General features: G+C 62.0%; 12 protein-coding genes and 5 tRNA genes. 5 read left to right on the top strand and 12 right to left on the bottom strand.

The genetic code is table 11. From position 1 onward, the window contains the following. Positions 1 to 11: 11 nt before the first annotated feature. Genes V7M64_RS02660 through V7M64_RS02670 form a run of 3 tightly spaced genes read left to right on the top strand, consistent with a single transcriptional unit; the run spans position 12 to position 1,775 of the window. A complete protein-coding gene (locus tag V7M64_RS02660; protein ID WP_333676823.1) occupies positions 12 to 338 on the top strand; it encodes a hypothetical protein in 327 nt (108 codons plus the stop codon). 37 nt (positions 339 to 375) lie between these two features. Continuing rightward, complete coding sequence (locus V7M64_RS02665; RefSeq protein ID WP_333676824.1) at positions 376 to 594, top strand: DUF4224 domain-containing protein; 219 nt, start codon at positions 376 to 378, stop codon at positions 592 to 594. Further along, entirely contained in the window at positions 591 to 1,775 is a 1,185-nt protein-coding gene (locus V7M64_RS02670) for an integrase (protein WP_333676826.1), read from the top strand. Before V7M64_RS02665 ends, V7M64_RS02670 begins: the two co-directional genes overlap by 4 nt. Positions 1,776 to 1,858: 83 nt before the next feature. Here the strand turns inward: V7M64_RS02670 and V7M64_RS02675 are convergent. The 8 genes from V7M64_RS02675 to V7M64_RS02710 all read right to left on the bottom strand — a co-directional run bounded on the left by V7M64_RS02675 (position 1,859) and on the right by V7M64_RS02710 (position 5,582). After that, positions 1,859 to 1,934 (bottom strand) — tRNA-Lys (locus tag V7M64_RS02675). A 14-nt stretch (positions 1,935 to 1,948) separates the two neighbouring features. Further along, positions 1,949 to 2,025: transfer RNA gene (locus tag V7M64_RS02680), tRNA-His, on the bottom strand. A gap of 15 nt (positions 2,026 to 2,040) precedes the next feature. Further along, positions 2,041 to 2,117 (bottom strand) — tRNA-Arg (locus V7M64_RS02685). 24 nt (positions 2,118 to 2,141) lie between these two features. Further along, positions 2,142 to 2,218 (bottom strand) — tRNA-Pro (locus tag V7M64_RS02690). 173 nt (positions 2,219 to 2,391) lie between these two features. Further along, positions 2,392 to 2,468, bottom strand: a tRNA-Arg gene (locus V7M64_RS02695). Between the two features lie 147 nt (positions 2,469 to 2,615). Next, on the bottom strand, positions 2,616 to 3,419 hold the full coding sequence (locus V7M64_RS02700; RefSeq protein ID WP_333676827.1) for an amidohydrolase: 804 nt from the start codon (positions 3,417 to 3,419) through the stop codon (positions 2,616 to 2,618). Further along, positions 3,407 to 4,552 carry a pyridoxal phosphate-dependent aminotransferase gene (locus V7M64_RS02705; RefSeq protein ID WP_333676828.1) on the bottom strand — a complete coding sequence of 382 codons (1,146 nt, stop codon included), beginning with the start codon at positions 4,550 to 4,552 and terminating at the stop codon, positions 3,407 to 3,409. Before V7M64_RS02705 ends, V7M64_RS02700 begins: the two co-directional genes overlap by 13 nt. A 40-nt stretch (positions 4,553 to 4,592) precedes the next feature. Then, positions 4,593 to 5,582, bottom strand: coding sequence for a LysR substrate-binding domain-containing protein (locus tag V7M64_RS02710; RefSeq protein ID WP_333676829.1), 990 nt, complete (start codon positions 5,580 to 5,582; stop codon positions 4,593 to 4,595). Between the two features lie 113 nt (positions 5,583 to 5,695). Between V7M64_RS02710 and V7M64_RS02715 the strand changes: the two genes are divergently transcribed. Further along, a complete protein-coding gene (locus V7M64_RS02715; RefSeq protein ID WP_333676830.1) occupies positions 5,696 to 6,283 on the top strand; it encodes an FMN-dependent NADH-azoreductase in 588 nt (195 codons plus the stop codon). Between the two features lie 74 nt (positions 6,284 to 6,357). Here the strand turns inward: V7M64_RS02715 and zipA are convergent, their stop codons facing one another. The 4 genes from zipA to V7M64_RS02735 form a co-directional block, all read right to left on the bottom strand. Continuing rightward, positions 6,358 to 7,353: a cell division protein ZipA gene (gene zipA, locus V7M64_RS02720; RefSeq protein ID WP_333676831.1), complete on the bottom strand. Its 996-nt coding sequence runs from the start codon at positions 7,351 to 7,353 to the stop codon at positions 6,358 to 6,360. A gap of 33 nt (positions 7,354 to 7,386) precedes the next feature. Further along, a complete protein-coding gene (gene smc / locus V7M64_RS02725; RefSeq protein WP_333676832.1) occupies positions 7,387 to 10,896 on the bottom strand; it encodes a chromosome segregation protein SMC in 3,510 nt (1,169 codons plus the stop codon). 140 nt (positions 10,897 to 11,036) lie between these two features. Further along, positions 11,037 to 11,297 (bottom strand): BolA family protein, encoded by a 261-nt coding sequence (locus V7M64_RS02730; protein WP_333676834.1) that lies wholly within the window; start codon positions 11,295 to 11,297, stop codon positions 11,037 to 11,039. Beyond that, positions 11,294 to 11,596, bottom strand: coding sequence for a YciI family protein (locus V7M64_RS02735; RefSeq protein ID WP_333676835.1), 303 nt, complete (start codon positions 11,594 to 11,596; stop codon positions 11,294 to 11,296). Before V7M64_RS02735 ends, V7M64_RS02730 begins: the two co-directional genes overlap by 4 nt. A 256-nt stretch (positions 11,597 to 11,852) precedes the next feature. Between V7M64_RS02735 and V7M64_RS02740 the strand changes: the two genes are divergently transcribed. Then, positions 11,853 to 12,173 carry a hypothetical protein gene (locus V7M64_RS02740; protein WP_333676836.1) on the top strand — a complete coding sequence of 107 codons (321 nt, stop codon included), beginning with the start codon at positions 11,853 to 11,855 and terminating at the stop codon, positions 12,171 to 12,173. The last annotated feature ends 3 nt before the right edge of the window (positions 12,174 to 12,176 follow it).

Genomic DNA, 12,176 nt, shown 5'->3' on the forward strand with positions numbered 1-12,176 from the left:
ACACAGAAGACATGCAGCCGATCACGGTGTTTTCGCTGCAACCGTGGGCAGAGAAAATGCTGCATGACCACCAATGCCTGATGTTGGCGCTTAAACCTCCGATTCCACCGGTCTGCTACAAGCCCGGTGACGAAGACCTTTCAATCCGCACGTGGACGGTGCGCATTCGCGCGGAATGGATCATCAAGGATGGCCTGCGACACATGTTGCTGTTCACCGGCGACGAAGAGACGGCCCTGCTGCTCGAAGCTGCTTTCCTTCCTGGGCAGCAGCGTTCGCTGAACGACGAGCGTCGTCGAGCCTTCGTCAGCGGCCTTTTCACCGCGCTGGGGTGGTGACCATATGCTCCCGAGCATTGCCGAGGGTCGCTGAGCCGTGATACACGACGCCCTCATCACCGCCGACGAGCTGGCCCAGGTAACGGGCTATGACCAGGACGCTGCGCTCAAGCGCGCCTTGACGCAGGCGGGGATCAGATGGTTTCCGGGGAAGAATGGTCGACCGTGGACGACAATCAGCCTGATCAACGCCGCCGGCGGCCTGAAGGTGCTGGCCCAAAACGACGACGGCCTGTACCAGGGGAATATCCTGTGAGCCGAGGACGTCCCCGCAAGTTCGACCCTACGGTCCCCAAGCACATCGATCAGCAGAAGCTTCCCAAGGGCGCGTTTTGGGATGCGCGTGACCAGGTGTGGTACACCTTGGTCAGGAAAGGCGCCAAGCAGCAGCGGAGGCTTCTGGCGCGCAACACCGCCACCCTGGCCGATCTGCATCGCTTGGTCCAGGAACTTAAGGACGGCGACCAACCTGGATCCATTCGATGGCTTCAGGAAGAATTCGAAAAGTCGGATCAGTGGAAGGAGTTGGTGCCTGCCACGCAGAGGGATTATCAAAACTGCCTGGCCAGGCTGGCCAAGCTCAAAACACGGATGGGTACCGCCGACCTGCTGCTGGTGAACAAACTTCGCAAGTCCGACGTGCAACTGATCGTAGATGAGATCGGCAAGAAGACGCCGGCCATGGCCAACCACATCAAGCGCTGGCTCGGGCGCCTGTTCGTCTGGGGCATGCAGCGCGGCCGGATGGCAGACCGCGAAAACCCGGCCCATGGTCTTGATGCAGCCAAAGAGAAAAGCTCCGCCAAGGTCCCTACGCCACAGGTGATGGAGAGGGTGATGGCATTCGCTCGCGAGCGTGGTGCGCTCAAGCCCCATACGCGCGGCAGCTGCCCAGCCTACATATGGCCGGCGATGGTGCTGACCTACCGCTGCCGCCAGCGCGGCATTGAAGCGCTACTGCTTCGCGACGCTGACAAACACAAGGATGGGATCTATACCAGTCGGCGCAAAGGATCGGATGACAACATCACGAAGTGGTCTCCCGAGTTGGAAGAGGCATGGGCTGTCGCTATCGACTATCGCCGGCAGGTGTGGGCACGCCTGAAGAAGGCAGAACCCATTCGGCCGGAGGATCGGCCGCTGCTCGTCAACCAGGGCGGCGAAACGCTCGCGCGACTAAACGAAAAAGGGGAGATCGAGACACGCTCTGCCTTCGACACAGCCTGGCAGCGCTTCATTCGGATGGCGATGCGTGACGGTGTCATCACGCCTGAGCAGCGGTTCACGATGCACGGCCTCAAGCACCGCGGCATTACCGACACCGAAGGTGGCAAGGAAGCCAAGCGACTCGGAGCGGGGCACAGAACGACGCAGATGACCGATCGTTACGATCACGAAGTGCCCATTGTGGAGCCAGCTGGCAAGCACTCGAAGTGATGTTGGCAGTGGATATTTTTACGGTGATTTTTACGGTGCCAAAGAAAAAGACACTCAGGTTTGACCTAAGTGCCTGTTTTAGCTGGTGGGCCGTGTAGGATTCGAACCTACGACCAATTGATTAAGAGTCAACTGCTCTACCAGCTGAGCTAACGGCCCAGAACTGCTTGAATTGGGGTGGACGATGGGACTCGAACCCACGACAACCGGAATCACAATCCGGTACTCTAACCAACTGAGCTACGCCCACCGTAATCACCGAAGCTGGCGCGCCCGACAGGAATCGAACCTGCAACCGTCGGCTTAGAAGGCCGATGCTCTATCCGGTTGAGCTACAGGCGCTTTGACGAAAAGCAGAACACCTGCTGGTCGGGGCAGAGGGATTCGAACCCACGACATCCAGCTCCCAAAGCTGGCGCTCTACCAGGCTGAGCTATACCCCGTTTTCGAAACCCAGTCAGCTTTCGCAAACTTGAGCCCGGAAATGCTACGGGTGACACTCTGGCCCGTCAATCCGTATCGAACACGCCGGACTTCTTTCGTCCGGTTTCATCGCAAACGATGCTTTGCCTGCAATGCAGACACGACTTGAACCAACATCATGCCTGTCTAAATATGGCGCGCCCGGAGAGATTCGAACTCCCGACCACCAAGTTCGTAGCCTGGTACTCTATCCAACTGAGCTACGGGCGCGTGGTGACACCTACTTTACCCTGGCTACCGCCCGAAAGTCGAAAGGCGCCGAAGCAAGAAGCGGAATTATTCAGGTACTGGGCGCGGCCGTCAATACTCTTTGTGAAGTTTTTTTGAAACGCCGTGTCAGCGCACGCGCGTTTCCGTTCACAGACCACTGAGCATGAAGTCGTCGGCATCCATCCACGCAGGAAAGCGTTCGCGATGCTGCTGCAAAGGTGCCGGATCGATCGCCACGCTAACCAGCTGTTCCTGCGCACCGAGTTCAACCAGCGCCTCGCCGACCGGATCGATCACTGCGCTGTCACCGGCATACGGCAGATCATTGCCATCCACGCCTACGCGATTCACGCCGATGACGTAGGCAAGATTTTCGATCGCGCGCGCGCGCAGCAGCGTGCGCCACGGCTGCCGGCGTGGCGCTGGCCAGTTCGCGACGAACAGCGCCAAGTCGTAGTCCATGCCGCCTGCCGCCGATTCCAGCCGGCGGTTGCGTAGCCATACCGGGAAGCGCAGGTCGTAGCAGACCTGCGGCAGGATGCGCCAACCTTTCAACTCCACGATCAAACGCTCAGAGCCGCCGCCGTAGCGCGTGTGTTCGCCAGCCATGCGGAACAGGTGCCGTTTGTCGTATTGCGCGTAACTGCCGTCGGGACGGGCCCAGACCAGGCGGTTATAAACCGTGTCCCCTTCGCGAATGACAAGACTGCCGGTGACCACCGCGCCCACCTCGCCAGCCAGCTTGCGCATCCACGCAAGACCCTGGCCATCCATGCCTTCCGCGCTGGCGCGGGTGTCGTTACTGAAGCCGGAAAGAAAGGTTTCCGGCAGTACGACAAGATCGCTCTGCCCTGCCACACGTCGCACCAGCGCGCCATAGTAGTCGCGGTTGGCGGGCGCATCGTGCCAGCGCGTGGCACCCTGCACGAGCGTCACATTCAAAGTTTGCATAGACGCTCCGCGGCAGCTTCCATGGTGGCGTCACTCTTGGCAAAGCACAGTCGCACCAGTCGCGTGCCAGGTGCTTTTTCGTAGAACGGCGTCAACGGAATGGCCGCCACGCCACCCTCTTTCACCAACCACTCGCAGAATGCAACGTCGTCCTCGTTGCGAATGGCGGAGTAGTCGACCAACTGGAAATATCCGCCCGGCACATCGAGCAGCTTCAAGCGAGACGGCGCCAGCAGCTGGCGGAAACGATCGCGCTTGGCCTGGTAGAAGGCTGGCAGCTCCAGGTAATGCTCCGGCGTGCTGGCCAGGAATTCGGCAAACGCAACTTGTGCCGGATGGAAGGTGCAGAACGTGAGGTACTGATGCACCTTGCGGAATTCCGCGGAGAGCTTCGTTGGCGCCACTGCATAACCGACTTTCCACCCGGTGCAGTGATAGGTTTTGCCGAAACTTGAAACCACGATGCTGCGCGCAGCCAATTCCGGATGGCGCAACACGCTCTGATGTTCAGCACCGTCGTAAACGATGTGTTCGTACACTTCATCCGACAACACCACGATCGGCGTATCGCGCACGATCGCTGCCAATGCATCGAGATCCTGCGCCGACAGCACGGCACCAGAAGGATTGTGCGGGCTGTTGATCAGGATCATGCGCGTGCGCGGCGTGATCGCATCACGTACGCGCTGCCAGTCGATCGAAAAGCTCGGCACGGTAAGGGGAATATGGACGGCGCGCGCGCCTTGCAATTCGATCGCCGGCTCGTAGGAGTCATACGCCGGATCGAACACGATCACTTCTTCGCCCGCGCGCACGACAGCGGCAATGGCGGCAAACAGCGCTTCGGTCGCACCGGATGTCACGGTGATATCGCTATCCGCACTGACCTTATGCCCATAAAGCCGTTCGGTCTTGAGCGCAATCTGCTCGCGGAGCGCGGCCGTCCCGATGCCCGGCGCATATTGGTTGAGGCCTTTGGCCATGGCACGGATCACTGCATCGCGCAGCGCCTGCGGCGGTTCGAAATCGGGGAAGCCCTGGCCTAGGTTCACCGCCTTGTGCTGCAAGGCCAAGTGACTCATCACGCTGAAAATGGTTGTCCCTACTTTCGGAAGCTTGGTTTCGATGGTCATAGGCGGCGGTTTGGAAGGCTAAACGCGAAGACTAGCACGGTCATGCGGATGGCTGATCGAGCGTAGCCCGCGTTGGCAGTGATCGCCTCGAGCACTCCTCATGACTGATGCGCGCCGCTTCCGGCAAGCGTTCGGCCAGAAAATCCACCAGCGCACGCACGCCCGGCATCATGCCGCGCCGGCTTGGATAGACAAAATGCATGATGCCCTGCGGCGCGCTCCATTCGGGCAGCAGAATTTCCAGTTCGCCGCTGCTGATGGCGGGCGCGCAAACCGATTCCGGCAACAGCGCCACACCGATGCCGGCACGTGCTGCTTCCAGCAGTACGGCGAAGTCGCCGGTGATAACGCGTGCTTGAACTTCCACGCTGACCCGTTCGCCATTGGCATCGAACAGCTCCCAGATCTGCGCGCCTTCATGTTCCTGCATCGACACGGCCGGCAGCCGTGCAAGATCTTCCGGATGTGCGGGGTGGCCGTATTGCTTGAGCAAGCCCGGGCTGGCGACCGGGAACACGCGCGCCTGGCCAAAGCTGCGGATGATCATGTTGGCGTCGCTGTCGAGCTTGGTGCGCACGCGAATGGCAAGGTCGAAGCCCTCGCCAATAAGGTCCACGCGGCGGTTGTTCGACAGCACTCGCACCTGCAGCTTGGGGTACTTGGCCATGAACTCCGGCAGGATGTAGGCCAATACGGTTTGGGCGATCGAAACCGGACAGCTCAGGCGCACCACGCCACGCGGTTCGGCGCGCAATTCATCCACCGCCTCCTGCGCGGCACGCGCCTCCTCCAGCACGGCGCGGCAATGGCCGTAGAAACGCTCGCCCACCTCGGTGACCACGAAGCGGCGCGTCGTCCGCTGCAGCAGCCTTACGCCCAGGCGGTCCTCCAACTGCGCAATGCGCTTGCTGAGCCGGGATTTAGGCACTCCCAAAGCGCGCCCGGCCGCCGAAAAGCCCCCCTGCTCGACCACGGCGGCAAAGAAGTACAAGTCGTTCAGGTCCTGCATGGCACCTGGCAGTGCATTCATCGTCGTTTCCTTTAGGGAACGATAAGTTCCGAAAGCCCCATCTTATCGGGCGTTTGTTCCAATTTTATCTTTAATTCCAACGTCGGCTCGCCGACTTGGACTGAGATACCGCTATGAAACTCCTGCATCTTGACGCAAGCATCCTGGGCCAGCACTCCGTCTCGCGCGAACTGACCTCCGCCATCGTGAACCAGCTCGCCGAGGAAAGCCCCTCCCTGCAAATCACCTATCGCGACCTGAGCGCCCATAACCTGCCCCATTGGACGCCGGTGATGGATGCCGAAAGCGACGCGGCCAAGCTCGGCCAGGCGGTGCTGGATGAATTTTTGGAAGCCGACGTCGTGGTGATCGGCGCGCCCATGTACAACTTCGGCATTCCCAGCCAGCTCAAAGCCTGGATTGATCGCGTCGTGGTGGCCGGCAAGACCTTTCGCTACACCCCGGCGGGTCCTGAAGGGCTTGCCGGTGGCAAGCGCGTGATCATCGCGTCCAGCCGCGGTGGCGTATACAGCACAGGCCCGGCTGCAGGCATGGATTTCCAGGAAAACTACCTGCGCGCCGTACTCGGCTTCATCGGCATCGACGATATTCAATTCATTCGCGCCGAGGGGGTGAACATGAGTGCGGAGCACAAAGCGAAAGCGATCGCTTCAGCCCACCACTCCATCGGCCTCATGGCCCTGGGCGCAAAAGCTGCCTGATAGAGCGGCTCCCTCACTCCGGTATATTGAGCGCCCTCGCTGGGCGCTCTGTTTTTTTGCAGGTCAAATAACGATCAGCGGCCGAAGCGGATCTCGCCGCCATCATGATCGCGATCCCAGCCCCGCAGCTCGTCGCGAATGTGCGCGATGCGTTGGCGGCCCAGGGCGTTGCGTTCTTCATCCAGCACCTGCCCATCAAGCAGCTCGGCCAATCGCTGTGCGGCAGGGAGCATGGCATCCCATGCATCGAGTGCCGTGACCGGTCCTGGCAGGGTCATGAAGAAGCTGAGTCCCGGCGTACGCAAGGCATCCAGACGCGTCAGGTCGAAACTGCCGGGCTTGAGCATGTTGGCAACGCTGAAGATCGGGCCCGCTTCGCGCCGGCCGTCCACCAAGCGGTGATAAATGCCCATGTCGCCGTATTCCAACCCGGCCTTTTCGGCCGCGACGATCAGGTCCGTGCCGTTGAACGCCTGACCTTCACGCGCCATCACGAACAGGCTCACGATGCGTTCCACCGGCAATTGCGTGGGGCGCTTGCCCAGGTCGGAACGCGGAGGAACACGCGGTGCAGCGGCGGGTGTCTGCCCTGGCGCGGTGGCGTGTATGGGTGGCGCCGGAGCTGGCGCCAGGGGAGCTTGCTCAACCGCTGCCGCGCGCATCGGTTCCGGCTGGGAGGGCGAGCGCAACATTTCCACGATGGAAGCAGATTGCCCGGTTGGCTTGGGATGATGGACCGTCTCATGCCGCTGGTCGGCCAAGGTGGCACCCAGCTTTTCGAGCTCGGCACGCAGGTCGACGTCCAGTTCGCCCTGATGCGGCTCTGGCTGTCTGAACAAAGGATCGCTGCGATCGAGCGGATCGCCATCGAACCTTTCACCCTCGTCAATCGACTCGCCCAAGGTCGGTTCGCGGCGCTCGGCGGCGGGTTCGGGAACCAGGCGTCGCTTGCCCTGCTCCTTCTTCGGCTCACCGAACAACCACACCAGCACCAACACGACCACGCCGACCACCACCAACGGAATGCCGACCCACGGGTTCCACGCAACAGCCAATTCGGTTCCAAACATGATGTACGTCCTCTACGTCAGGCAGCCTCTACCTCAGGCAGCTCCGGCCAATTTCGCGGCTTCGGCAAGATCGACCTGCACGAGGCGAGAAACGCCCGCTTCGCGCATGGTAACGCCGCAGAGCTGGCTGGCCGCCTCCATGGTGGCCTTGTTGTGCGAGACGAAGATGAACTGCACCTTCTCGCTCATCTCTTTCACCATGTTCGAGAAGCGGCCGACGTTCGCTTCGTCGAGCGGGGCGTCCACTTCGTCGAGCAAGCAGAATGGAGCAGGATTGAGCGCAAAGATCGCGAACACCAGCGATACCGCGGTCAGCGCTTTCTCGCCGCCCGACAACAGCATGATGTTGGACACGCGCTTGCCGGGCGGCCGCGCCATGATCGACACGCCGGTGCTGAGCAGGTCGTCGCCCGTGAGTTCCAGGTAGGCATGACCGCCACCGAACAGGCGCGGGAACAGCTCCTGCACGCCGGCATTGACCCGATCGAAGGTTTCCTTGAAGCGCTGGCGCGTCTCGCGGTCGATCTTCTTGATCGCGTTTTCCAGCGTTTCCATCGCGCTGGTGAGGTCGGTGAGCTGGTTATCGAGATATGTCTTGCGCTCGCTCTGCTCGGCGTGTTCCTGGATCGCCGCCAGGTTCACCGGTTCCAGGCGCGCGATCTTCTGCGCGAGATCGGCCAGCTGCTGGCGCCATTGCGCCGCGTCGACGTTTTCAGCCAGCTCGGCCAGCAAGGTTTCGAGATCGAGGCCTGAGGCGGCAATCGCTTCGGCGAGCTGTTCGGCGCGCATCTGCAATGCCTGCGCAGCCAGCTTCTTCTCGGACAGGCTTTCACGCAGGCCGGACAGATCCTGCTCCAGGTTGTGGCGCTGCTGTTCCAGTTTGCGCAAGGCGATATCGCAGTCTTCCAGCGCGCGGCGCGCTTCCACCAATTGCTTGTCCACCAGCAGGCGCTGGTCCAGGTAGGTCTGGCGCTCGGCTTCCAGCTCGGCGATGGGATCAGAACCGGCGGCCAGTTGCTCGGCGATTTCCGTGCGGCGCGCTTCGATCTGGCGGATCTGGTTGTCCATGCGCGCCAGCGCCTGCTCCAGCGAAGCGAGCGAGGAACGCTTCGATTCCATGCTCAGCGCCAGCGCGTGCGCCTGGTCGGCGGCTTCGCGCGCGTTCATGCGCGCTTCCTCGCGGGCTTCCAGCAAGGCGCGGCGTTCGTTTTCCAGGTCACGGCGCTGATCTTCCAGATCACCCATGTTATTGACGGATTCGTCCAGGCGCGCGCGTGCTTCGCGTGTCTGTGTCTGCAATTCGTCCAGTTGTTCGAGCAGCGCCGACAATTCGCCAGCGACTTTTTCGGCACGCGCACGCGCCGTTTCGACTTTGCCGCGATGGCTTTGCAGCTGGCCGGCCAGTTCCGACTGGCGGCGGTGCGCGTTGTACAGCTCGCGTTGTGCATCGTCGCGCGCGCGTTCGGCTTCGAACTTGCTGGTGCGCAGATCATCCAGGCGCGCCGTGGCTTCCTCGATGCGGCCTTCCAGCGATTCGACCTGTTCGGTCAGCGTGCGGATCTCGCGCTCGCGCGCCAGCACGCCCAGCTGATTGCCCTGCGCGCGACGCACGCTGGCCCAGCCAGGGCCCAGCCATTCGCCCGTGCGCGTGATCACCGATTGGTACGGCGCCAGCGCAGCCAGGCCGGAAACGCGCTGATGGGCTTCGTCGATGTTCTCCGCGGTCAGCACATGCCCGAGCATGGCGATGGCCGCAGCCGGACCGCGCACATGCGCAGCCAGCGTGCCGGCGGTGGCGGCGCCCCCTTCCGCTGCATCGAGCAAGGCGACGTCCGCGTTGCTCAGCGCATGGAATTCTTTCGCCAAGTCGTGCGCACCGTCGACCAGTACGCTATCGATAAAGCCGGAAAGCACGGTTTCGACCGCCGTTTCCCAACCGGCTTCCACCTCCAGCGCTTCGCCGAGGCGGCGCTTCTCGTCCAGGCCAAACTGTGCCAGCCAGGTACTGGCCGCGCTTTCTTCCTGCCCCAGCGCGGCGTGCTGCAAGGCTTCGAGCGAGGCGAGACGGCCACGTGCCGTCTGCAATTGCTGACGCGCATCGTTGAGCGTGCTCTGCACCTGGCGCTCTTCGTCGAGCACTTTCTCGTACGCCAGCTTGTGCTGGTCGAGCATGCTGCCGAGCGATTCCACGCGCTCGCGCTGCGTGTCGTGTTCGGTATGCAATTGCTCGGCCGCGGCATCCAGCGCAACCACATCGGTGGCCTTTTGCTCGGTTTCCAGAGCCTCTTTGCGCTTGGACAGATCCACCGCCTGGCGATCGAGATAAGCCAGCTTGGTGCGCTCCACTTCGGCGGCGCGGCTGGCTTCACCGGCGGTGCGCGTGTAGGCATCCCAACGCTGCTGCCAATCGGCCAGCTTGGTTTCGGTCTGGCGCAGGCTTTCGGAGGTGTCGTCCTGCATCTGCTGCAGGGATTCCAGCTTCGGCTCGCCTTCCGCCAAGGCCATGCGCAAGGTTTCCACTTGCTCGCGATCGGTGGCGATGTGCGCCGCCAACTCCGTGTGTTCGCGGTCGGCATCCTGTTGTGCACGCTGCAGGCGATCGGCCGTTTCCTTGTTGAAACGCACCTGCTGTTCGACGCGTGCGATTTCCGAACCGACCTTGTAGACCTCGGCCTGCACGGCGTTCAAATGTTCGCTGGCTTCGGTATGGCGCTCGCGCACGCCTTCGATCTGCGATTCGATCTGGCGCTGCTCGGCCAGGCGCTTCTCGATTTCGATTTCGGCAGCGGAAAGCCCCTGCCCTTCGCCATCGCGCTGGCTTTTGAGGCCACGATATTCGAGCGCGCGCAGCTCCGCTTCCTTGCGTGTCTGTTCTTCCTTGTAGGCTTTCCAGCGCTCGGCGGCGCGCGCCTGGCGATTGAGGTGTTCGAGCTGTTTGTCCACCTCGTCGCGCACGTCGCGCACGCGGTCGAGGTTTTCGCGCGTGGCCTTGATGCGGCTCTCGGTTTCCTTGCGGCGCTCCTTGTATTTGGAGATACCGGCGGCTTCTTCCAGATGCGTGCGCAACTCTTCCGGATGCGCCTCGATGATCTGGCTGATCATGCCCTGCTCGATGATCGAGTAGCTGCGCGGCCCCAGCCCCGTGCCAAGGAACAAGTCGGTGATGTCGCGGCGGCGGCAGCGCGCGCCGTTGAGGAAATACGACGACTGCCCGTCGCGCGTCACCTGGCGCTTCACCGAAATCTCGGCGTACTGGCCATATTCGCCCTGGATGGTGCCGTCGGAGTTGTCGAAGATCAGCTCGACATTCGCCTGCCCCACCGGCTTGCGCGCATTGGAGCCGGAAAAGATCACGTCCGTCAGCGAATCGCCGCGCAGGCGGCTGGCCGCGCTTTCGCCCATCACCCAGCGGATGGCATCGATGATGTTGGACTTGCCGCAACCATTGGGCCCCACCACACCCGTCATATTGGTGGGCAGATGCAAGGTGGTCGGATCGACGAAGGATTTGAATCCGGCAAGTTTGATCGTGGTTAGGCGCATGCAGATTCAGGTGCTCAAGGTGTGATGGCCCGCTGGCGCGGGCGACGGGTCACTGTGCCAAACGCGCGACAGCGCCGCAATGCGTGGCGGATGACCCAGTGGCCTGCGGCAAAGCCGATGGTGCTTGATCAACGGATCGATCAATCGGGCGACTTGGCGTCGATCGACACCGCGTGGATGCCGTGATCCATCAATTCGCCCAGCGCCGCGTACACCAGCCGGTGCCGCTTGATCGGCAACTGCCCGGCAAAGGCGGCGCTCACGACGCGTACGTGGTAGTGCCCTTTCCCCTCATTGGCGTGGCCGGCGTGCTTGTAGCCCTCGTCCACCACCTCGAGTTCGACCGGCTGGAGCGCCGTCGCCAGGCGCTGGCGGATTTCCTCGACCATCGCTGCCGTCATGCGGGCAGCGCCTTGAGGAATGGTTTGACGCTTACGTTGGCGTATACGTTGGCTTCCACATAGGGGTCCGCCTCGGCCCATCGCTCGGCCTCGGCCAGCGAAGGGAATTCAGCCACGATCAGGCTGCCGGTGAAACCAGCCGGGCCGGGCTGTTGTGCATCGATCGCGGGAAACGGTCCTGCCAGCAGCAGCCGCCCTTCTGCTTGCAGTTGCTGCAGGCGCGCCAAATGGGCTGGGCGGGCGGCCACACGGCGTTCCGGCGTTCCGGGATGGTCCGTACCGATGATGGCGTACCACATAACAGGCGCTCCTCATAAAGGGATCGGCGAGTTTAGCCCACTGGTTGCGTTGGCCCCAGGGTGATGTCTGTCAGATGCAATTCCTGACGACGTTCGCTGCCGGGACCCTTGGCATCCGAGCCATGCTGGAACCGGCCCACAACCCATCCCGATCCTCTAGGCCATGAGTCATGGCCATCCCGTCATTGACAGTTTCGAATATGGTGTTATAGTTCACTACAACACCGGTCCACGACAGCACTAAAGGAGAGCAGACATGAAAGCGCCGAACCCCATCGCCATCACTGCCGCGGTTCTGTTCACCACGGTCGGCCTGATCGCCATGAATCCCCACGCCCCCAAGCTTCCAGCCGCTCCGAGCGAGGGTGCCAAGGTTTTCACCCTGCCTGGCATCGAAGTGCGCCCCACCGCCGAAGATCGACGCGCCGCCTCGCTGCTGAGCGAAGCCAGCCTGACCATCGCCAACTCGCCGCTGGCCAACAGGACCGAAAGCGCGGCAAGCCTGCTCGGAGCCCAACTGGCCATGCCCTACTATTCGTTTGGCTCCACCAAGTTCGCCAGCATCAGCAAGGAATAACTT

The organism is Dyella sp. (genome assembly GCF_036746095.1).
GTDB lineage: Bacteria > Pseudomonadota > Gammaproteobacteria > Xanthomonadales > Rhodanobacteraceae > Dyella_B.